A 21,919-nucleotide genomic window follows, 5' to 3' on the forward strand; every position below is an offset into this window, starting at 1 on the left:
GCTTAGGCCTCAGGGCTGTCGTTGTGCGCCTCAATCATGAGCTGGACCCGGGCTTGCCCCTGGTAACGATCAGTGACGAGCCGATAAGCCAGTTTAGCCTTGCTGGGCAAACTCTGGGTGTGGTTAAACCAAACTGCGGTAAACGGCTTGCTGTCCGATGGACCTGCGCCTAGGGGGCGAAGCGTTAATCTCAAATGTTTTTCTTTCATCAGGCTTTGCTTGGTAATCTCAAATTCCCCGTAAAAAACAGGTTGCGGAAAACCTTGACCCCAAATCTCTTCAGCTAGCAAATCCCCAATTTCTGGAGTGAACTCTGATAGTTCGAGAGCACCATCATGAATCTGACGCCTTTGTAAGAGCTCTTCATTCAATAATTCACTAGCTACCTGCTGAAAGCAAAAATCAAATCGTTCAAAGTCGCTTTTACGTATAGTGAGTCCTGCAGCCATTGCATGCCCACCGAATTTCAGAATCAGGCCGGGTTCACGTTTTGATACAAGATCGAGGGCATCTCTGAGATGAAAACCAGTCAGCGATCGTCCGGAGCCGCGCAACTCTTCACCTGAAGCGCCATCAGCTGGAGCAAACACAATTGCAGGACGATTAAAGCGCTCTTTTAATCGTGAGGCCACAATACCAACAACACCTTGATGCCATTCCGGGTTCCATAGACAAATACTGGTTCGTTCGGATAGAGTGCCATCCAATTGATCCTCGGCAAGATGGGCTAGTGCAGCTTCTTGCATACCCGTTTCAATCACACGACGCTCACGATTAATTCGATCTAGCTCTTGTGCTAGCGCTAGCGCCTCATCTGGATTATTGGTGAGTAGTAAACGAATGCCCAAACTCATATCAGCTAAGCGACCAGCGGCATTCAGTCTGGGGCCAATCGCAAATCCAAGATCAAAAGTATTGGCTTTGCGTGGATCTCGTATTGCCACTTGGAAGAGGGCTTGTATTCCAGGCTGGGATATTTCCGAGCGTATGCGTTTTAAACCATTGGAAACCAGAATTCGATTATTTCTATCGAGTTGAGCAACGTCAGCAACCGTTCCCAGCGCTACGAGATCTAAAAGATTCTCAATCTTAGGTTGAGTGTCTGCAGTAAATTTGCCACGCTTACGTAGCTCCGCTCGTAATGCAACAAGTAAATAAAACATGACTCCAACCCCAGCCAGTGCTTTACTGGGAAATGGACAGTCTGGCTGATTTGGATTAACGATCGCCATTGCTTTGGGAAGATGGTCCCCAGGGAGGTGATGGTCAGTAACAATTACCTCAATTCCCAATTCGCGTGCACGATCTACACCAGCTTCACTTGCGATGCCGTTATCTACGGTGATGAGGTATTTTGGTTTGGGGCTTTGTTGTGCCGCAAGCTCTACCACCTCAGGTGTTAGGCCATAGCCCATAGTAAAGCGATTAGGTACTAAAAATTGAATTAGTGTGTCAGAGCCACCTAACATTTGTAGGCCTCGTAAGCCAACAGCACAGGCGGTAGCTCCATCACAGTCATAGTCTGCAACGATTAACATCGGCTCTTTATTCTCGAGGATGTCAGCTAATAGGCTTGCAGTACTGAGACAGTTTTTTAAATCGGCAGGTGAAAGTAGTTGCTTTAAATCGAGGGACAGTGTATCGGGTGACTCTAGGCCACGCGCAGCATAGAGCCTTGCAAGCAATGGATGAAGACCGCTTTGCTGTAACCAGCTAGCCGCTCGTTCAGAAAATAAACGTTGTGAAAAATGACTCATATGATTCATTATTACTGAGTAATCTGCTTCCAGGTCAGCACTTGCGTTTTCTTCCAAAACATCCACGATTTTTGATATAAATCCTTGCTAGTAAAAATACGCTCTCGTTTTTTACCTGCTGGAAAATCAATGATGAGAATTTCTTCTAAGTATTTTGCTTTTAGCGCATTGCATAGTGCTGGCCAAATTTCTATAGGATTTTCAAGCCAAGCAAAACATCCGGATAAATTTTGCAGATCGACTTTCTCGCCATAGCTTATCTTGAAGTATTTAGCTAAGCCAGCAAGCAAGGGGTGCGCTCCATAAAGACACTGTGTATTTTGAATCACTTCTGGAGGATGAAGATCAGCCAATTTTCCAATTCCACTAATCCATAGAGAGTTGATACTGGGTAAGCCACTTAGTGCACGTGTTTCATTTACTGGGTCGATATGCCAAAGCATCTGAATTTCATTCTGGAGTTTGCGCCAACGTTTTGCCATTCCGACTTCATCAGAATCCCGAGGCATCCACCAATCGATGTTTCTGCCATGGGCTTGATCTACGCTATGGGTCACTAGACTGGCAAAGGGGCCCGCCGGAATAAACCAATAGTGTTGCCCTTGATATAGAACGGCCGACTGAAAATCTTCCTCTATAAATGGCAGCGCTGTCTTGAGCAGGCCGGCTGATTCAGTTGATGTCAGATCTACCTGATTTTGACCTATCAAAATGAGATGATCACGAGTGGCATGAAAATGAACGGGCTGTAAGCAGGCAATGGTTTCTTGAGGGTTTAATGGCTGACGGGACTGTCCTAGCAGTAGTACAGGGGCAATTGGTACTAGATCCCCTAAGAGAAATCTTTCATGAGGCAAGCCTTGGGGTGGCCCTTCTAACCTTTGTGTCTTCTCAGAATCTAGGGCGTCTTCCCCTGAAACCATCAGGGTAAAGCGTTTGCTAAGCTTTTGGGGGGAATCTAGATTCACTGTCATTTCCCTGATTTTAGGTGGCATTTAGATATTCCATCAGTTTGTTTGGCCGATTGTCTAAACTATGGCTATGTTAAGACTTCCAATCGAGCTAGAAATTGGCCTGCGCTATACCCGATCAAAGCGTCGTAAGACGGTAGGTAAGCGTGATGGCTTCCTATCCTTTATTTCGGGTATTTCGACAGCTGGTATCGCCTTGGGTGTTGCTGCATTGATCGTGGTGCTCTCGGTCATGAACGGATTTCAGAAGGAAGTACGGGATCGGATGCTTTCGGTCTTATCGCATGTTGAGATTTTGGCACCGGATGGCTTGGCAAACTGGGAGCCCCTCGCATTAAAAGTAGCGGCCCAACCTCATGTTATCGGGGTTGCGCCAATGGTAAGTTCGCAAGGTCTAATCACTCGCAATAACATGATGCGCGGAGTATCTATTCGTGGAATTTCACCTGCAGATGAAGGCAAAGTCTCAGATCTGCCAAAACAATTTACAGTGGGTAGTGTTAATGATCTTCAGCCTGGTAGTTTTGGAGTGGCATTGGGGGCTCAACTGGCGTCGATTGTGGGCGCTCGTGTAGGCGATCGCATTAATTTAATTGTTCCCGAGAGTGATTTAACTCCAGCGGGTGCGATGCCCAGAATGCGAGCACTGACAGTGGTGGGGATTGTGGATAGCGGTCATTACGAATATGACAGTTCCTTAGCCATCATGCACTGGAAAGATGCTGCTGCCTTATTGCGATTGCAAGATCCATCAGGTCTGCGTGTCAAAGTAGATGATATGCAGCGTGCTCCGGAAGTAGCCAGTGAGTTGGCGGCAGTGGTCCCACAAGCCCTTTGGGTAACTGACTGGTCTCGCTCTAATCGTAATTGGTTTGCGGCGGTTCAAACCGAAAAGAAAATGATGTTCATTATCTTGACTTTGATTATTGCCGTAGCTGCATTTAATTTAGTTTCCACATTAGTGATGACTGTTAATGAAAAACAGGCTGATATTGCTATTCTTCGTACTATGGGTGCCAGCCCAGGTTTAATTCAGAGAATCTTTTTGATTCAAGGCATATCTATTGGCTTGCTAGGTTCCTTAGCTGGTGTTGGTTTAGGTTTATTAATTGCCTTAAACATTGATGTGATTGTTCCTGCGATTGAAGCTATTTTTAGAGTGCGCTTCTTACCTCGCGAGGTGTATTTCATTAGCGAACTTCCCTCAGACGTAAGATTGTCAGATGTACTCACAGTAGGATTGATGGCATTTGGCCTATCGATACTAGCAACCCTTTATCCAAGTCGTCGCGCTGCAAAAGTACAGCCAGCGGAGGCGCTGCGCTATGAGTAATCAAGCAGTGTTAGTGGCAAGAGGCTTAGCAAAAACCTACGGACGTGGCCCCACTGGGGTCGAGGTTCTGAGATCGATTGATTTAGATATCCTACCCTCTGAAAAAGTAGCGATTGTGGGCTCTTCTGGCTCTGGCAAAAGTACTTTGTTGCATCTGCTTGGCGGCTTAGATAGTCCCAGCGCTGGCTCTGTGATGTTAGCTGGCTCCAATTTAAATCAATTATCGGTCAATAAGTTAGATCAACTACGTAATCACAGTCTTGGATTTATCTATCAGTTTCATCATCTCTTAGATGAATTTAGTGCTGCCGAAAATGTGGCCTTACCTCTGCGTATCCGAGGATTAAGTAATGATGAGTCCATGGAGCGTGCTAGCAAGATGCTTAAGGCAGTTGGCTTGGCAGCTCGAGAGTTGCATACCCCAGGTGAGCTTTCCGGTGGAGAGCGTCAAAGGGTTGCAGTTGCAAGAGCCTTGGTGGGTAATCCTACATGTGTTTTGGCGGATGAGCCTACTGGTAATTTAGATACCGAGACCGCTGATAGCGTATTTGACCTGATGCTAGATATTGCTCGTGAACAGGGTACTGCCTTTGTCATTGTTACCCATGATTCTCTGCGCGCTAAACGTTGTGATCGCATTTTGCATTTGGAGCGTGGAGTCCTAAATCCATTTACCCAATGAGTTGCTGATCAATGCATCCTATTTGGATTGATACACATTGTCATGTAGATGCGCCAGAGTTCGCTGCTCATTTGCCTGTAGTCATCAATGCTGCCTTACAAAATAATGTGCAAGCAATTTTGTTGCCAGCAGTGAGAGCGGCAGATTGCCAACAAGTAAGGGCAATGGCAAATCAATATGGATCACTGATACCTGGCTTGGTCTATACCTTAGGTATCCATCCGCTATATACCAATCAGGCCCAAAAGAGTGATGTTAAAGTCATTGAACAACAGCTTAATCAATCATTATCGGACCCACGCTTTGTTGGAATCGGGGAGATCGGCCTAGATTATTTCGTTGAGGATTTAGATCTTCGTCAGCAAGACTATTTCTTTAATGCCCAATTAGATTTAGCTGAACAATTTCAGCTCCCAGTCATTTTGCATGTTCGTCGCTCACAAGACGCTATCCTAAAAGCATTACGTAGTCGAAAAATTCCTGGTGGAATTGCGCATGCATTCAATGGCAGCATGCAGCAAGCAGAGCAATTTATTGGCTTAGGGTTTAAGTTGGGATTTGGTGGTGCCGCAACCTATGGGCGTGCATTGCAAATACGTCGATTACTAAAGGAACTTCCGCTCGATAGTATCGTCACTGAAACAGATGCGCCTGATATTCCTCCTGCGTGGCTTAGAGGTGAAGGAATTGCTTTTAATGAACCAGCATTTTTGCCTCGAATTACAAAAGAGTTAGCGGTAATTCGTGGAATAGATGAAGCAGAATTTGCTAGCGCAGTTTGGCGTAATGCCATGCAGGTACTGCCGCGTTGGTCGGCGCTATGTACTTCTAGTTTAACTTTCCCAATCATTTCTTAAAGTAGTGCGCCTAGCGATTACGGCATTCATTGCCGGGGGATCCCTCCTTTTCTTTTTGCCTCGCGTACCCCAATATTGGCTGCTAATTAGCTCGGCCTTGGCAATCTTGTGTCTTGGAATTGCGTTGACATCATCTTGTTCTCAAAAAGTGCGCCAAGTTGCAGTTGTGGTCATTGCTTTTACTGTTGGTTTTGCATGGAATGCACATTATGCAGAAGATCGTCTTAGCAATATTCTTGTAAGCGACTTGGAAGGTCATGAGTTAAGCATAGAGGGGCGAGTAGCTGCACTCCCTCAGGGTGGTGTAGATGGAGCAAAGTTTGCTTTTGCAGTAGATAAAGTGATGAAGGGTCAACAGATCATTGATCAATTCCCCGAGAAAATTTATCTCAGTTGGCAACCAGCTTGGAGAGATCCCCAGAATATTCCAGAGATGATTCCAGGTCAGCGGTGGCGTTTAAGGACTAAGCTCAAGCAGCCATACGGGACCCTTAATCCCTATACCTTTGATTTTGAACGCTGGTCTTTTCATCAAAATTTTGGAGCTAGTGGCTCAGTGAGAAGTGGGCTGTTATTGCAGGCGCAAGATATTAGACTGATGGATTTTGAACTACGAATGGAATTAGCGCGCTGGCATTTGCGTAAAAAAATTCAAAACTTACTTCCTAGCGATGCTCGTTATGTTGGGGTCATCATTGCTTTAGTGATGGGTGATCAGAATGCGATTGATCAGGAGGATTGGCGAGTATTTAACGCTACAGGTATTGGCCATCTTATCTCTATATCTGGCCTACATGTCACGATGCTTGCTGGAGTTGGAGCATTGCTAGCTAGTTTTATTTGGCGCCGTCATCATTTCCCTTTATTGATACCAGTCAGTAAGGTTGCAGCAATAGCTGGATTTTTGACAGCTTTTATTTATGCTTGGTTAGCTGGATTCCAGATACCAGCTCAAAGAACGATGTTTATGGTTGGGGTAGTGAGCTTTGCCTTATGGACAGGCAGGAATCCTAGATCATTTGATATTTGGTGGTGGGCACTATTCATTGTCTTATTAGTTGATCCAATGGCGCCTTATACACCTGGATTTTGGTTATCTTTTGGTGCAGTAGCTGCCATTTTGTATGCGATGGGAAATTCATCAGGCTTACTGGGTATTCCCACTGGAAAAGAATTCGAAGTACATTGGACCGATAGGGCAGTTAAAGCTTTACATGAGGCATGTCGCGTTCAGGCAGTAGTGACGCTTGCATTATTACCTTTCACTTTGTTTTGGTTTTATCAAGTATCAATAGTTTCACCATTAGCAAATGCTTTAGCTATCCCACTGGTGAGTTATATCGTCACACCGTTAGCAATTGCTGGAGCACTATTGCCAGATTTTATTGGGCGCTGGCTCTTACTTGGCGCACATCTCTCAATGGAATATCTAGCGCAACTGCTGCACTGGATGGCAAATTGGAAATGGTCAGTGATTTGGCATCAAGAGCCTAGCTGGTGGGCATTAGTTCTTTCTGGCATCGGAATTGTGTATGCCATTAAACCTGGAAGCCTATCTGAAAATTGGCGCTCAAGGAGTGCTGCGCTTTGCTTACTTTTTCCTCTATTTATTCAGTTTGATAACGCATCCATCTCTCCAGGAGGATTTCATGCAACGGTATTTGATATTGGGCAAGGTACAGCCGTATTAATAGAGACAGCCTCAAAAAAATTACTGTATGACACTGGCCCCATTCAGGGTAAGAAGAATGATGCTGGGCAGAGAATCCTATTACCCTATTTGCAAGGTAGGGGCATTAATCAGATTGATCTGATGGTGATTAGTCATAGTGATAGCGATCATGTTGGGGGAGCAAATACACTTTTAAAGCATATCGAATTTTCCTCGATGATGGGCTCTCTTCCAAGCACTAACCCTTTGCTAGAAAATCTTCAGACTAAGAGAGTCCCCAGCATTCCATGTCGTTATGGGCAATATTGGATCTGGGATGAGGTTGAGTTTTATATCTGGCACCCACATGAGCACTCTCTTTTTGAGAGGAAGTACTCCAGAAAACCCAATGAAATGAGTTGTGTACTAGAGGTACGGAATAAAACCACTTCATTTTGGTTAACGGGTGACGTGGAAAAACAAGGAGAAGCAGAAATCGTAGATCGTCTGACGCAGACTATGCTTGGGCAGATTGGTAATAGAGAGCTAATTTTTATGGCGCCTCACCATGGCAGCAAAACATCTTCTTCTGAACCTTTATTAAAAAGACTCACGCCAGATCATGCATATGCCCAGAATGCTTATCGCAACCGCTATGGTCATCCTCATCCAACAGTTGTAGATCGTTATCAATCCTTAAAAATTCCTTTTTTACAAACCCCTAAAACGGGGACTCAGTTTTGGAAGTTTGGACAAGATGAGGGGGCGCTTCAGATATTTTGGAGGGATCACAGTCGCCGCCTATGGCATAGAGAGAAAGTTTTACCCTAAAAAGCAAAAAGCCCTTATTAAATAAGGGCTTAGAGCTGTAATACTGGTTGCGGGGGCAGGATTTGAACCTACGACCTTCGGGTTATGAGCCCGACGAGCTGCCAGACTGCTCCACCCCGCGTCTGAGCCATCGATTCTACCATTTTTTGAGGGGTCTTGTCGAGGTAAACCTTGAAAAGAAGTGTAAATAGGGGCGCTTTTTAGGATTTTCAGATCTTTAAAGAGTACTTTTAAGGAGTAACATATTGCCACGCAATAACCCCTTAAGGTTCTGAGATGTCCATTAGCAATCCTGAGTTTTCAAGCTCCACCCTTTTAAAGCCTGTTGAGGTTCATGGATCTGGTAGAGAGCATAAAAAAAGTCTTGGGGTAATGATGTTGGCCGCCATTGGCGTGGTCTTTGGCGACATTGGAACAAGCCCTCTTTATGCGCTAAAAGAATGCTTTGATTCAAAGCATGGTATTGCCTATACGCCCGAAGCACTTTTTGGTGTGATCTCAATGATGATCTGGGCATTGATCTTAGTTGTGACCGTTAAATATGTATTGTTTGTGATGCGCGCTGACAATAAGGGGGAGGGCGGAGTGCTCTCACTGATGGCATTAGCGCTACGCTCATTTGATAACAAATCAAAAAGCCATTACTTTTTTATGATTATTGGAATGCTGGGGGCTTGCATGCTCATTGGCGAGTCAGTCATCACACCTGCAATTTCAGTTTTATCGGCGGTTGAGGGAATTAATATTGCTGCGCCCGGATTAAGCAAATACATTATTCCTATTTCACTAGGGATCCTGGTGGCCCTATTTGCGATTCAAAAATATGGCACTGCTGCCGTTGGCAATTTATTTGGCCCCATTACCCTTGTATGGTTCTTAACGCTCGCTGCATTGGGAATCTGGAATATTGGTGATGCACCTCAGATCATATCGGCCTTTAATCCCTGGTATGCCATCACTTTTATTTCGCAACATCCCACAACTGCTTACATCGTCATGGGGGCGGTAGTGTTGGTAGTTACTGGAGTAGAGGCGCTTTACTTAGATATGGGACATTTTGGTCGTAATCCAGTTCGCTATGCTTGGCTTTTAATAGTGCTGCCAAGTTTGCTCATTAACTATCTTGGCCAAGGCGCTTTGCTACTTTCAAATCCAGAAGCCATTAAAAATCCTTTTTATCTGATGGTTCCCGATTGGGCGCTATGGCCTACTGTTGGTTTGGCAACAGCTGCTACTGTTATTGCATCTCAAGCCGTGATCTCAGGTACTTATTCCTTAGTGAGCCAAGCAATCCTCTTGGGTTTTATGCCCCGTATGAAGATTTTGTTTACCTCAGACTCTGAACAAGGTCAGATCTATATTCCTATCGTGAATTGGGCCTTACTGTTTATGGTGGTGGTCACCATCGTTGAATTTAGGGAATCGGTTAATTTAGCAGCAGCTTATGGTATTTCAGTAACATCCACTATGTTAATCACTACCATTTTGCTTGCAGTAGTCATGCTTAAAGAATGGAAGATGAATGTTGTTTTGGTGACTTTAATTACAGCCACTTTCTTCATTGTTGATTTGGCTTTCTGGAGCGCTAACCTGATTAAGATTGAACATGGTGGCTGGTATCCATTAGCTCTTGGCTTGATTTGCTTTACTTGTCTAATTACCTGGTATCGCGGACGTCAGATTTTACGTAAAAGAGCTATCGAAGGGGGTATTGAGCTCGGTAGCTTTATTGAGGGATTATTGGCGCACCCACCACATCGCGCTGAGGGAACGGCTGTCTTTTTAACTGCTCATGTCGACTATTTGCCAGTATCTTTCCTGCATAACCTTAAACATAATCACGTTCTTCATGAAAGAGTCTTTTTCTTAAAAGTGAGCATTTGGGATGTGCCATATGTCAACGATGACGAGCGCATTACTCTCAAAGATTTGGGTGGCAATATCTTCGTAGTTAGGGCGATTTATGGTTTTAAAGAAACTCCAGACATGGCTTCCATCATTCATCTGATTGAGCATCATTTCAAGATGCACTTCGACATGATGAATACCTCTTTCTTCTTGTCCCGCGATACGATCGTCCCGTCTCCAACTCCAGGTATGGCTTTGTGGCGTGAACGCTTGTTTTGTTGGATGTATCAAAACGCAGGCCGGCAGTCTGACTTCTTTAATATTCCAGCTAATCGTTTGGTTGAACTTGGTGCTAAGGTGGAAATTTGAGAAAACAGCTGTCTTTTCGCCCTAAAGTATTTTTTGGAATATTTTTGACGGTTTGCTCATTGAGTGGATTGGTATTTGCTACTCCTGCGGAGGAGGCTGAGCTAGAGCAGTTAGTGAAAATAGAACAAGAGCTGGAGCTTCAGCGAGAGTGGACTGAGTTCAGATGGAAGCAAGCTTCTTCACAGTGCTATTTAAATTTTTGGGTTGAATACTGTATAGGTAATGCTAGAGCAGAGTATCGAGCAGAATTAGATCCCATTAGGGCGCAGGAAGTACAAGTGCGTAACACTCAGCGCAAGCTCCGTGAGAGCTTAAAGAATCAGGAAGATATTAAGCGAGCAGCTGAACGTGCTTCAGCTGAAAAAGAGGCCGAGCGAGCTGCGAATCAAAGAGAATTTGAAGAGAAGCAAAAAGCTGCCGCTGCAAGAGCCGCTGATTTAGAGCAACGTCGTAAGGATGCCCCTAAGCGGGCACAAGAAAATAGAGCAGGAACCCAACTCGACTAATTCAGTTGAGTGCATATTCATTAGGTAATTTCTTGGCTAAAGTTAAAACAATCTACATTTGTCAATCCTGTGGCGGTACTTCTGCCAAATGGCAAGGACAGTGCCCTTCCTGTGAAGCATGGAACACGATGGAGGAGGGCTTACCAGAGCAAAGTTCCAACTCTCGGTTTCAAGGCTTGGCACAATCATTACCAAGACAAAAACTATCCGCCATTACTGCGGAAGATTTGCCTAGATTTAGTACTGGTGTTGAAGAATTTGATCGCGTCTTAGGTGGCGGTCTAGTTCCAGGCGGGGTTGTGCTCTTGGGCGGCGATCCCGGAATTGGTAAATCTACATTACTTTTACAAGCCTTAGCTCAAATGAGCTCTGCTGGAATGAATGTTCTTTATAGCAGTGGCGAAGAGTCTGCGGCTCAGATAGCCTTACGTGCAAGGCGCATTGCATTAGAGGCGCCTCAATTAGAAGTCTTAGCTGAAATTCAGCTAGAGAAATTGTTGTCCATTATGCATACCGTAAAACCGCAAGTCTTAGTGGTCGACTCGATTCAGACTTTGTATTCTGAAGTATTGAGTTCAGCACCAGGTTCTGTAGCGCAGGTCAGAGAATGCGCAGCTCAACTGACAAGGGCAGCAAAATCGAGTGGTATCTGTATCTTGATGGTGGGTCATGTTACTAAAGATGGCCATTTAGCTGGCCCGCGAGTCTTAGAGCATATTGTGGATACTGTCCTTTATTTTGAGGGGGATACCCACTCTTCATTTCGTTTAGTGCGCTCTATTAAAAATCGTTTTGGTGCCGTTAATGAGTTGGGCGTTTTTGCTATGACAGAAAAGGGTTTGCGAGGTGTCAGCAATCCTTCTGCAATCTTTTTATCGCAACATGAGCAGATGGTTCCTGGTGCCTGTGTGTTAGTAACTCAAGAAGGTAGCCGCCCCTTATTAGTTGAGATTCAGGCATTAGTAGATACAGCTCATGTGCCAAATCCACGTCGTTTGGCTGTTGGTTTGGAGCAAGCCCGTTTAGCAATGCTCTTAGCAGTATTGCATCGTCATGCCGGTATAGCTTGTTTTGATCAGGATGTTTTTTTAAATGCAGTGGGTGGGGTAAAAATATCTGAGCCAGCAGCAGATTTAGCAGTACTTCTGGCAATTCAATCTTCGATTCGCAATCGTGCCCTGCCAAAGGAGTTGATCGTATTCGGAGAAGTTGGATTGGCTGGTGAAATCCGACCATGCCCACGCGGACAAGAGCGTTTGAAAGAGGCTGCTAAGCTTGGATTTATGGTGGCCATCATTCCAAAGGCCAATATGCCCAAGGCAAAGATTCCAGGATTAAGAGTCATTCCCGTAGAGCGCATTGATGAGGCGATTACGGCTGCTGCGGAACTCAATTAAGTCTTAGCGTAGGTCTTCTGCCTGTATTAAGAGTACCTGCTCTTGGCCAGCAGAAACTTCCATCCAGATCACCGGAATTTGAGGAAAGACTTTTTTGAAATTCTTAAATTCATTACCGATCTCTAGCAACAAAGCTCCCCTCTCAGATAAATAATCTGGCGCGGCTGCAATGATGCGACGAATTAAATCCATGCCATCAGCACCCCCGGCTAATGCAAGAGTAGGTTCAGCCTGATATTCGGCAGGTAGTATGCTCATAGAGTGAGCATTGACATAGGGTGGATTGCAAATAATGAGATCAAAAAGATTGTCATCGTTTGGCTCAGCTAGGGCATCCCATAGATCCCCATTGAGCAGTTCAATTTGTGAATTCAGGCGATGGCGGTCAATATTACGTGCTGCTAGAGAGAGGGCCGGCATGCTGATATCGCAAGCACTCACGTGAATATCTGGACAGGACATTGCAAGCAAAATGGCGAGAGAGCCATTACCAGTGCAAAGATCTAAGACTTTTCCATCTGCTGGCAGCCAAGACTCCAACATACCCTCTACGATGAGCTCGGCAATCCAAGAGCGGGGTACGATACTTTGCTCGCTGCAATAAAAAGGAACCCCCATTAACCACGCTTCACCTAAAATATAAGCGAGGGGCTTACGGGTTGAAATTCTTTCATTGGTAATGTGTATCGCGTTTTGAATTTGATCTGTGTTGATGGTTTGGTCTAAGCAATCGAGCGCCTCGCTAGGACTTAAACCAAGTTGTTTGCTAGCAATCCAAAGAGCCTCGCTATGCGAGTCAAGGGCTCCGTGACCGTAATGCAAATTGGCTATTGCTAATTTTTGCGCAATATTTTCAATGCACTGATTTAGGGTGAGAGATTGTAAAGGCTCAGGGTCCATGATCGATTGAGAATGCAATTAAGAAACCAATTGCTCTAGTGTTCTGCGATAAATATTTTTCAGAGGCTCAACGTTATCTACGATGACGCATTCATTAATCTTATGGCTGGTAGCGTTTATGGGTCCAAACTCGACAACTTCCTTACATACTTTAGAAATAAAGCGACCATCGCTTGTGCCACCGGTAGTCGATAATTCGGTGAGCACACCAGTTTCGGCTTTGATGGCTGAGCGCAAGGCGCTTGCTAAAGTGCCGTCACTAGTAATGAACGGGCTGCCACCCAAGTGCCAGTCAATTTTAAAATCAAGTCCAGCGTCTTTAAGAATCTTTTCAACTCGCTCGCGCAGTTGTTCTGGTTTGCTCTCGGTAGAAAAACGGAAGTTAAAGTCTATTGCGAGCTCGCTAGGGATGATATTGTTAGCCCCAGTCCCTGCGTGAATATTAGAAATTTGAAAGCTCGTAGGCTGGAAATATTCATTGCCTTTATCCCATTCAGTCTGGGAAAGGGCAGCAATTGCTGGAGCTGCAAGATGAATGGGATTCTTGCCTAAATGTGGGTAAGCAATATGTGCCTGAATCCCATTGATTTTCAATTTGCCTGAGAGTGACCCACGTCGACCATTCTTGATCATGTCGCCAAGTTGATCTACTGAAGTAGGTTCGCCAATCACACAATAGTCTAGTCGTTGACCTTGCTTTTGGAGGCGCTCACACATAATGACTGTGCCGTCATGTGCGGGACCTTCTTCATCGCTAGTAATTAAAAAAGCAATCGAACCTTGATGATCAGGATGGTGAATGATGAATTCTTCTGTAGCAACCACGAAGCCTGCTAATGAGGTCTTCATATCGGCAGCACCGCGACCATAGAGCATGCCATCACGAATAGAAGGTGTAAACGGATCGCTGGTCCACTTTTCTAATGGACCTGTTGGGACAACATCGGTATGACCAGCAAACATCAAAACTTTGCCTTGATCTCCGGCCTTGCCTTTTTTAATGGCCCACAGATTAGTGACCTGAAAATCTTCCGGACCACTGACAACACTTTCTGTATGAAAGCCAATGGCTTGCAATCGTTTTGCAATCAGATCTTGGCAGCCGCCATCGACTGGGGTAACAGAGCGGCAGGCAATCAGAGCTTCGGTCAGGTCAAGGGCTGCACTCATAAATAATCTTTATTGAATTTAATCACGAAGTAATTCATTGATGGCAGTTTTTGCTCTAGTCTGAGCATCTACTTTCTTGACGATCACCGCAGCATATAAGCTGTATTTGCCGCAAGCTGATGGAAGAGAGCCTGAAACAACTACTGATCCAGCGGGCACTCGACCGTAATGTACTTCGCCAGTTTCGCGGTCATAAATCTTGGTGCTTTGGCCGATATAAACACCCATGGAAAGTACTGCATTTTCTTCAATGATGACCCCTTCAACCACTTCTGAGCGGGCGCCAATAAAGCAGTTATCTTCAATAATGACTGGCCCAGCCTGGATCGGCTCTAAAACACCACCAATCCCTACGCCACCAGAAAGGTGAACATTTTTACCGATTTGGGCGCAAGAACCTACCGTAGCCCAGGTATCAACCATGGAACCCTCGCCTACATAGGCGCCAATATTGACGTAAGAGGGCATCAAAACAGCATTTTTTCCAATAAATGAGCCTCGGCGAGCTATCGCAGGAGGTACTACCCTGAAACCACCCGCAGCAAAGTCAGCTGCTGTGTAGTTTTCGAATTTGCTCGGAACCTTGTCATAGAACTGGGTATAGCCTCTAGCAGCCATGGGTTTATTGTCCTCTAGGCGAAATGAGAGCAAAACAGCCTTCTTAACCCATTGATTCACTTCCCATTGCCCAACGCTACGGCGTTCGGCTACGCGAATACTCCCGTCATTTAGACCGTCTAATACCGTATTTACAGCGCTACGAACATCCGCAGGGGCGCTTTGTGGAGAGAGGTTTGTACGATTTTCCCAGGCTTCTTCAATGATGTTTTGTGGTGATTGGCTCATGCTTTTCAGTTAACTATCGGATTGTTAAGGGATTTTGTCCCTGGAGGTAGATTGATCATTATATCGATGGGGCAAAAACACGTCTAAGTTGCTTCAAGCTTGCTATCATCTTCTCACTTTAGGTGTAAATTTTTACACCTTTTATTTGAACCCCTTTTTTCCCTGCAAAGTATGCCGTGCAACTGAAATCTATCAAACTTTCCGGCTTTAAGTCCTTCGTTGACCCAACCCATTTTGAATTGCCTGGCCAATTAATTGGCGTTGTAGGGCCTAATGGTTGCGGAAAGTCAAACATCATTGACGCCGTCCGTTGGGTTTTAGGCGAATCTCGCGCTAGTGAACTTCGTGGTGAATCCATGCAGGACGTTATTTTTAATGGTTCTGGTTTACGTAAGCCATCGGGTCGCGCCAGTGTCGAACTCCTTTTTGATAATTCTGATGGACGCGCTCAAGGACAGTGGAGCGCATTTACTGAATTAGGTGTGAAACGGGTTTTGACGCGTGACGGTAATTCAAGTTACTACGTTAACAACCAAGTTGTTCGTCGTAAAGATATTCAGGATATTTTCTTGGGAACTGGTATGGGCCCAAGAGGTTACGCCATTATTGGTCAGGGAACTATTAACCGTATTTTAGAATCTAAGCCAGAAGAATTACGCGTGTTCTTGGAAGAAGCAGCAGGTGTTTCTAAATACAAAGAGCGCCGCAAAGAAACTGCTTCTCGTTTGGAAGACACTGTAGAGAATCTCACTCGTGTTGAAGATATTTTGCGAGAGTTAGATCAACAATTAACGCGCCTAGAGAAACAAGCAACAGTCGCTGAGCGCCATGCTGAGTTCTCTATGCAGATGAAGTCCCAGCAACAGTTGCTGTGGTTTGTACGTCAAACAGAAGCCGGTAAAGAGCAAGAGCGTCATGCCAATGGTATTCGTGATACTCAGGTCGGACTAGAAGAGCAAACTGCGAAGTTACGTCACGCCGAGGCAGAGCTAGAGACCATGCGCACTCAACAGTACGCATTGCAAGATAAGGTTTCGCAAGCCCAGGGTGATTTATATCAAACCAACTCCGATGTGAGTCAGGTTGAATCACAGATTCACTATGTACAAGAAGCCCGTCAACGCTTGCAACAACAAATTCAAGATTTACAAGCCCAACTCCAGCGTTGGACGGTGCAAGAAACAGATGCTGCCCAAGCGCAACGTACGGCCGAACATGACTTAAGTTTGGCTGCTAAAAAAGAGGCTACTTTGTTAGCTGAGCTGGCTGGCTTAATGGATCAAATGCCAAGTCGTGATGATGCTCATCAAAATGCTAACAATGGCTTGAATGCAGCGCGTGATAGTTTGGCTGCTATTGAGCAACGTTTGGCAAGTCTGGGTGAGCGCATGTGCGCAATGACTGCTCAGTCAGATGAGTTGAAGGGGCGTGAAGCTCGTTTAACAAGTGAGTTAGATGGTATGCGCCGACCCGATGCCCAAGCGCTTCAAACGGCGATTGATCGTCAGACCATGGCGCAGCGCAAAGTAGATGAATCCAAGCAACGTGCTCAAGATACTCAGCAACGTGTACCTGCAGCTGATGAGGCCAGAAATACTGCTCAACAGAATGTTCAAACAGCGAACCATGATGTCGCTCAAACAGAAGCTAAATTAACAGCCTTAACCGCTCTCCAAGCTAGTGTCCAGGCCCAGGGAAAGATTGGTTCATGGTTAGAAAGCAAGGGCCTTAAAGCAAGTAAGCGTCTCTGGCAAGAACTCAAAGTAGAGAGCGGCTGGGAAGCTGCGCTTGAGTCAGTATTGCGTGAGCGCTTAGCCGCAGTCACTGCAAAGAGCGTGCAAGAAACCCTTGATTTGGCTAATGATGCGCCACCAAGTCGTTTGGCAATTTTGCTGGCAGATGACATTACCCCAGCGCATACATCTACTCCGGCAGATTTTGCACCATTGCTAAGCCGTGTTAAGAGCGCTGGCGCCTCTAATCTAACTTCTGTTTTGCAGGAGTGGTTGGATAATATTTATATTGCATCAAGTTTAGAAGATGCTTTGCATCGTCGCGAAAAGTTACCTGCTGGAGGTGCATTCGTTACTCAACAGGGTCATTTAGTTAGTCGTGTTGGTGTTCAGCTCTATGCTGCTGATTCTGAGCAAGCGGGCATGCTTGCTCGTGCTCAAGAGATGGAGAGTCTTGAAAAGCAACTCCGCGCACAGCAGCTGATGCAAAGTGAATTGCAGGGTGAATTGGATCAATGTGCTGCCAATTACCAAGCCGCACATCAAGCAGCTGAGCAGGCTCGGATAAATGCAGAGCATGCTGTTCAAGAAGCCCATGGTTTTGAAGTTGAAAGAATGCAGTTGACTCAGGCTGAGGAGCAATACAGTATTCGTGCTGCTCAAATTCAGAATGAGTTGGATGAATTGCTTCAACAAATGCAACAGTTGAGTTCTATCCAGGAGCAATCTGCTAGCGAATTATCTGAGTCCGAAGACTCTAAGCAGGGCTTACAGACTGCATTAACATCTGTACAAGAAAAGCTTGAATTAACGACCCAAGAGCGCGATCGCTTACGTGATTCATCGCGTGCTGCCGAGATGGCTGCTCAAGAAGCTGCTTTTGCAACGCGTTCGCTACAGCAGCGGATTACTGACTTACAGCGTGATCAAAGCACTGCTCGTACTCAAATCATGGAAATTCAGGATAAACATGATTTAGCTACTCAAGAACTGCAATCCTTGAGCGATGAAGAGGCTCAAGAAAAGTTACAAGGTCTCTTATTGGCGCGGAGTGCACGTGAAGCTGCATTAGCTAATGCCCGCACTGAGCAAGATGCGTTATTGCATCAATTGCGCGAAGCTGATGAAGCTCGGATGCAGGTGGAGCGCAGTTTGCAGCCAATGCGTGACAAGGTAGTCGATTTGCAGTTACGTGAACAGGCGGCACGTTTAAATTACGAACAATTTGCTACCTTATTGGCTGACGCTGAAGCAGATTTAAGCGCCTTAGAGGCGGGTTTTAGTACTGATCTAAAGATTAGTGTTCTGCAAAGTGAAGTTTATCGCTTAAATGCAGAAATCCAATCTTTGGGTCCTGTCAATATGGCTGCGTTAGATGAGTTAGCAAGCTCCCGTGAGCGTAAGCAATTCTTAGATGCGCAGTCGGCAGACTTGAATGAAGCCATGCAAACCTTGAAAGATGCTATTGCAAAAATTGATGCTGAGACTCGTGATCTATTGCAGGGAACGTTTGATCAGGTCAATGGCCATTTTGGTAAACTCTTCCCAGAGTTATTTGGTGGTGGCCATGCAGAGTTGGTGATGACTGGTGAAGAGATTCTAGATGCTGGCGTGCAAGTGATGGCTCAGCCTCCTGGCAAAAAGAATAGCAGCATTTACTTATTGTCTGGCGGCGAGAAGGCCTTAACCGCTATTGCTCTGGTCTTTTCACTTTTCCTCCTGAATCCAGCACCTTTTTGCTTGCTTGATGAGGTAGATGCGCCATTAGATGATGCAAACACCTTGCGCTATTCTCAGATGGTTGCCAAAATGGCAGATAAGACACAGTTCGTATTTATCTCGCATAACAAGATCACTATGGAAATAGCCCATCAATTAATTGGCGTGACGATGCAAGAGCAGGGTGTATCCCGAATTGTTGCAGTCGATATCTCCTCTGCGGTTTCAATGGTGGAGGCCGCCTAAGTGTACTTAGAACAAATCATGACGATGTTGGGTTTGTCTGATTTGCAATTCGCTTTAGCTGTTATTGGTGTTCTCATTTTGTTATTAATCATCATTTTTAATATTAAAAATGCGTATGCTCAAAAAAAGGCCCAGGAACAGGATGAGTACTCATCAGATGATCGGTTTCCTCGAGAGCCCACCTTTGGTCAGAGTCTTACTGATGCTGAATCTGAAGAGCGTTCTGAACCCTCATTTGATAACAGACTTTATCAATCCAATTTACAACCAGAAAAGTTTGCAATTGATCCACGGATTGATTGTGTTATCACACTCCGATTTGATGAGGCCATTAGTGGTGCAGAAATTTTAGATGAGGTGTCAACCTGGACGGATTTAGGATCTCAAGCTAGCGCACGTTGGATGTGTGAGGGGCTAAATGCAGATGTTGATGCCGCAGAAGCATGGGAAGAGTTAAACCCTGAGGCCACATATTCTGAGTTGCAATTGGCTATTCAACTGGCAAGTCGCCGCGGGCCTATTGGTGTGCTGGAGTTATCTGATTTTTGTTCTCGCGCCCAAGCTCTTGCCGAAACCTTGGGTTCTCAAATTGATATGCCCAGCGTTAGCACCATGCTCGAAAGTGCAAAAGAGTTGGATGGAATGGCTGCTGACAGTGATATTCAACTCAGCATTAATATCCTATTAGATGAACCTTGCCCTTGGGGAAATTTTGATGCGCTAATGCGTCAACGAGGATTTAAGTTAGCGCGTAATGGTAGGCAATATGACTACTACAGTAATGGTGCACTCATATTTAGCAGTTCAGAATTAGATCCGAACAGAACGGTTACACAATTAACCTTGCTACTAGATGTCCCTTTGCTTGCGCAAGATGAGCGCGCTTTTGAAAGAATGCTTGATGAAGGTGTCGAAATAGCTAAGGTAGTCCATGGGCGTTTAGTAGATGACAATGGAATTAACTTGTCAGAAGCGGCTGTTATTAGTATTCGTCAACATCTTGATGTGCTTTATGCCAATCTTGAGAAGAGCGGAGTTCCCTCAGGTTCCTCTACGGCCAGTAGACTCTTTAGTTAGGAAATTACCTTGTCGTCTCAGAGTCCGGTCAACTTAGCGGATCGTTATGCCTATTTACAGGCAGAACTTGCTCGTCTTGAGCATGCCTACTACGTGTTAGATAACCCATTGTTGCCAGATATTGAATACGATCGCCTCTATCGTGAGCTTTTAGAGATTGAAGTTAGTCATCCTGAGTGGGTAACTCCAGAGTCTTTATCTCAAAGGGTGGGCGGAGCTGCTTTAAAAGAGTTTGATTCAGTAGTACATGAAGTTCCAATGCTGTCGCTCAATAACGCATTTGAAGAGGCTGAACTTATCGCCTTTGACCGTCGATGCCGAGAAGCATTGCATATTGAAAAAGTAACTTATGCGGGTGAATTGAAATTCGATGGCTTGGCTATCTCTCTTCGGTATGAGAACGGCTCTTTAGTGCGTGCTGCTACTCGTGGTGATGGGGCTAGCGGTGAGGATGTAACAGCAAATATCAAAACCATTCGCGCTATTCCACTAAAGCTAATTGGAAATAATATTCCTCAGGTATTAGAGGTTCGTGGTGAAGTCTTTATGTACCTTAATGATTTTCAGAGAATGAACCAACAGGCAGCAGCTCTTGGTGAAAAAGAATTTGCTAACCCACGTAATGCTGCAGCCGGGAGCTTACGACAGCTAGACTCAAAAATCACAGCTAAACGGCCACTATCTTTTTTTGCTTATGGCCTAGGGGCTTTAGAACCCCAATCATGGTTACCTAAAACCCATGAAGAATTACTCAATGCCTATGCGGAACTGGGATTGCCAGTTTGTACAGAGCGCAGAGTTCTACACTCTGTTGCCGAAATTCTGGTCTTTTATAAGGAGATTGGTGCCAAAAGAGATTCATTGCCTTATGACATTGATGGAGTTGTTTATAAAGTAAATTCTTTTGTTGAGCAGACAAAATTAGGTTTTGTATCGAGGGCACCTCGTTTTGCCTTGGCCCATAAATATCCCGCCCAAGAGGCACTCACTACTGTCTTGGGTATCGATGTCCAGGTGGGGCGCACAGGCGCGATTACACCAGTAGCCAGACTGGCACCAGTTGAAGTCGGCGGGGTAACAGTAACTAATGCCACCTTACACAATGAAGATGAAGTTAGACGTAAAGATGTACGTATTGGCGATACCATTTCTGTTCGCAGAGCAGGCGATGTGATTCCAGAAGTAGTTTCAGTCATTAAAGATCGTAGGCCTAACAACACAACTGAATTTGTCATGCCAAGAAATTGTCCGGTATGCGATTCACATATTGAACGTTTGGCAGATGAATCTGTAGCAAGATGTAGTGGTGGATTATTTTGTGGTGCTCAACGTAAACAAGCTTTGATTCATTTTGCGCATCGAAGGGCTTTAGATATTGAGGGGCTGGGTGGGAAGATTGTTGATCAACTAGTTGATCAAAACTTGGTCAGAACCCCTGCAGATTTATATCGCTTGGGTTTTACTGCATTAGCCAATTTAGATCGCATGGGGGATAAGTCAGCCGATAACCTCATACAGGCAATTAACCAGTCCAGAAATACTACCTTAGCCAGATTTATCTTTGCATTGGGTATTCGTCATGTTGGTGAAACCACTGCAAAGGATTTAGCAAATCATTATCAATCAGCACATGCATTGATGGATGCAAGTCTTGAAGATTTATTGACTGTTAAAGATGTTGGTCCAGTGGTTGCGGACTCGATTACCAGTTTTATGCAAGAGGCCCATAACCGCGAGGTGATTGAGCAACTCTTAGCATCTGGTATGCAATTGGCTGTTGAGGAAAAAATAATCAGCGCTGCTGTTGCAGGCAAGACATTTGTCCTCACGGGGACTTTTCCAACGATGACACGCGATGAGGCTAAGGATCTTTTAGAAAAAGCAGGCGCTAAAGTAGCTGGCTCTGTTTCTAAGAAGACAGATTATGTTGTCGCAGGTGCAGATGCAGGCAGCAAGCTCACTAAAGCCGAGGAGTTGGGCGTTTCAGTGATTGATGAAGCGGCCATGCTGAATTTATTAAAGTAAG

Annotated in this window: 15 protein-coding genes and 1 tRNA gene; 10 read left to right on the forward strand and 6 right to left on the reverse strand. The window is 45.1% G+C overall.

Going from position 1 to position 21,919, the window contains the following annotated elements; genetic code table 11:
• Positions 1 to 2 precede the first annotated feature (2 nt).
• Positions 3 to 1,757, reverse strand: coding sequence for a single-stranded-DNA-specific exonuclease RecJ (gene recJ, locus ABWP14_RS01375; protein WP_353201175.1), 1,755 nt, complete (start codon positions 1,755 to 1,757; stop codon positions 3 to 5).
• Between the two features lie 11 nt (positions 1,758 to 1,768).
• On the reverse strand, positions 1,769 to 2,731 hold the full coding sequence (locus tag ABWP14_RS01380; protein WP_353201442.1) for a hypothetical protein: 963 nt from the start codon (positions 2,729 to 2,731) through the stop codon (positions 1,769 to 1,771).
• A 67-nt stretch (positions 2,732 to 2,798) separates the two neighbouring features.
• On the opposite strand from ABWP14_RS01380, the gene ABWP14_RS01385 reads away from it, so the two are divergent.
• The 4 genes from ABWP14_RS01385 to ABWP14_RS01400 are packed head-to-tail and all read left to right on the forward strand — an operon-like array spanning position 2,799 to position 8,082.
• Complete coding sequence (locus ABWP14_RS01385) at positions 2,799 to 4,061, forward strand: lipoprotein-releasing ABC transporter permease subunit (RefSeq protein WP_353201176.1); 1,263 nt, start codon at positions 2,799 to 2,801, stop codon at positions 4,059 to 4,061.
• Positions 4,054 to 4,743, forward strand: a complete 690-nt coding sequence (locus tag ABWP14_RS01390; RefSeq protein WP_353201177.1) for an ABC transporter ATP-binding protein — start codon at positions 4,054 to 4,056, stop codon at positions 4,741 to 4,743. The genes ABWP14_RS01385 and ABWP14_RS01390 overlap by 8 nt, the downstream gene beginning before the upstream one ends.
• A 20-nt stretch (positions 4,744 to 4,763) precedes the next feature.
• Positions 4,764 to 5,600, forward strand: a complete 837-nt coding sequence (locus tag ABWP14_RS01395; RefSeq protein ID WP_353201443.1) for a TatD family hydrolase — start codon at positions 4,764 to 4,766, stop codon at positions 5,598 to 5,600.
• Positions 5,601 to 5,604: 4 nt separating this feature from the next.
• On the forward strand, positions 5,605 to 8,082 hold the full coding sequence (locus ABWP14_RS01400; RefSeq protein ID WP_353201178.1) for a DNA internalization-related competence protein ComEC/Rec2: 2,478 nt from the start codon (positions 5,605 to 5,607) through the stop codon (positions 8,080 to 8,082).
• 44 nt (positions 8,083 to 8,126) lie between these two features.
• On the opposite strand, the gene ABWP14_RS01405 is transcribed toward ABWP14_RS01400, so the two are convergent.
• Positions 8,127 to 8,203 (reverse strand) — tRNA-Met (locus tag ABWP14_RS01405).
• A 251-nt stretch (positions 8,204 to 8,454) separates the two neighbouring features.
• Here ABWP14_RS01405 and ABWP14_RS01410 point away from each other — a divergent pair.
• From ABWP14_RS01410 to radA, 3 genes are read left to right on the forward strand one after another with little or no spacing between them, the layout of a single operon-like run.
• A complete protein-coding gene (locus tag ABWP14_RS01410) occupies positions 8,455 to 10,299 on the forward strand; it encodes a potassium transporter Kup (RefSeq protein WP_502930130.1) in 1,845 nt (614 codons plus the stop codon).
• Complete coding sequence (locus tag ABWP14_RS01415; RefSeq protein ID WP_353201180.1) at positions 10,296 to 10,805, forward strand: hypothetical protein; 510 nt, start codon at positions 10,296 to 10,298, stop codon at positions 10,803 to 10,805. The genes ABWP14_RS01410 and ABWP14_RS01415 overlap by 4 nt, the downstream gene beginning before the upstream one ends.
• A 32-nt stretch (positions 10,806 to 10,837) precedes the next feature.
• Complete coding sequence (gene radA, locus ABWP14_RS01420) at positions 10,838 to 12,202, forward strand: DNA repair protein RadA (RefSeq protein WP_353201444.1); 1,365 nt, start codon at positions 10,838 to 10,840, stop codon at positions 12,200 to 12,202.
• A gap of 3 nt (positions 12,203 to 12,205) precedes the next feature.
• Here the strand turns inward: radA and prmB are convergent, their stop codons facing one another.
• From prmB to dapD, 3 genes are read right to left on the reverse strand one after another with little or no spacing between them, the layout of a single operon-like run.
• Positions 12,206 to 13,102, reverse strand: a complete 897-nt coding sequence (gene prmB, locus ABWP14_RS01425; protein ID WP_353201181.1) for a 50S ribosomal protein L3 N(5)-glutamine methyltransferase — start codon at positions 13,100 to 13,102, stop codon at positions 12,206 to 12,208.
• A gap of 18 nt (positions 13,103 to 13,120) precedes the next feature.
• Positions 13,121 to 14,272 (reverse strand): succinyl-diaminopimelate desuccinylase, encoded by a 1,152-nt coding sequence (gene dapE / locus ABWP14_RS01430; protein ID WP_353201182.1) that lies wholly within the window; start codon positions 14,270 to 14,272, stop codon positions 13,121 to 13,123.
• Between the two features lie 18 nt (positions 14,273 to 14,290).
• Positions 14,291 to 15,118 carry a 2,3,4,5-tetrahydropyridine-2,6-dicarboxylate N-succinyltransferase gene (gene dapD, locus ABWP14_RS01435; RefSeq protein WP_353201183.1) on the reverse strand — a complete coding sequence of 276 codons (828 nt, stop codon included), beginning with the start codon at positions 15,116 to 15,118 and terminating at the stop codon, positions 14,291 to 14,293.
• 176 nt (positions 15,119 to 15,294) lie between these two features.
• Here dapD and smc point away from each other — a divergent pair, with 176 nt between their 5' ends.
• Genes smc through ligA form a run of 3 tightly spaced genes read left to right on the forward strand, consistent with a single transcriptional unit; the run spans position 15,295 to position 21,918 of the window.
• Positions 15,295 to 18,816 carry a chromosome segregation protein SMC gene (gene smc / locus ABWP14_RS01440; protein WP_353201184.1) on the forward strand — a complete coding sequence of 1,174 codons (3,522 nt, stop codon included), beginning with the start codon at positions 15,295 to 15,297 and terminating at the stop codon, positions 18,814 to 18,816.
• On the forward strand, positions 18,817 to 19,893 hold the full coding sequence (locus ABWP14_RS01445) for a cell division protein ZipA C-terminal FtsZ-binding domain-containing protein (protein ID WP_353201185.1): 1,077 nt from the start codon (positions 18,817 to 18,819) through the stop codon (positions 19,891 to 19,893).
• A 9-nt stretch (positions 19,894 to 19,902) separates the two neighbouring features.
• The gene (gene ligA, locus ABWP14_RS01450) at positions 19,903 to 21,918 is read left to right on the forward strand and encodes an NAD-dependent DNA ligase LigA (protein WP_353201186.1); all 2,016 of its coding nucleotides are present in this window, start codon (positions 19,903 to 19,905) and stop codon (positions 21,916 to 21,918) included.
• Position 21,919 lies beyond the last annotated feature (1 nt).

It is taken from the genome of Polynucleobacter sp. (assembly GCF_040400325.1).
In the GTDB taxonomy this organism is placed as follows: domain Bacteria; phylum Pseudomonadota; class Gammaproteobacteria; order Burkholderiales; family Burkholderiaceae; genus Polynucleobacter.

What these genes read in the sequence shown, in the direction of transcription:
- recJ (WP_353201175.1), bottom strand. Translation starts at nt 1,757, where the DNA reads ATGAGTCATTTTTCACAACGTTTATTTTCTGAACGAGCGGCTAGCTGG.
- ABWP14_RS01380 (WP_353201442.1), bottom strand. Translation starts at nt 2,731, where the DNA reads ATGACAGTGAATCTAGATTCCCCCCAAAAGCTTAGCAAACGCTTTACC.
- ABWP14_RS01385 (WP_353201176.1), top strand. Translation starts at nt 2,799, where the DNA reads ATGTTAAGACTTCCAATCGAGCTAGAAATTGGCCTGCGCTATACCCGA.
- ABWP14_RS01390 (WP_353201177.1), top strand. Translation starts at nt 4,054, where the DNA reads ATGAGTAATCAAGCAGTGTTAGTGGCAAGAGGCTTAGCAAAAACCTAC.
- ABWP14_RS01410 (WP_502930130.1), top strand. Translation starts at nt 8,455, where the DNA reads ATGATGTTGGCCGCCATTGGCGTGGTCTTTGGCGACATTGGAACAAGC.
- prmB (WP_353201181.1), bottom strand. Translation starts at nt 13,102, where the DNA reads ATGGACCCTGAGCCTTTACAATCTCTCACCCTAAATCAGTGCATTGAA.
- dapE (WP_353201182.1), bottom strand. Translation starts at nt 14,272, where the DNA reads ATGAGTGCAGCCCTTGACCTGACCGAAGCTCTGATTGCCTGCCGCTCT.
- dapD (WP_353201183.1), bottom strand. Translation starts at nt 15,118, where the DNA reads ATGAGCCAATCACCACAAAACATCATTGAAGAAGCCTGGGAAAATCGT.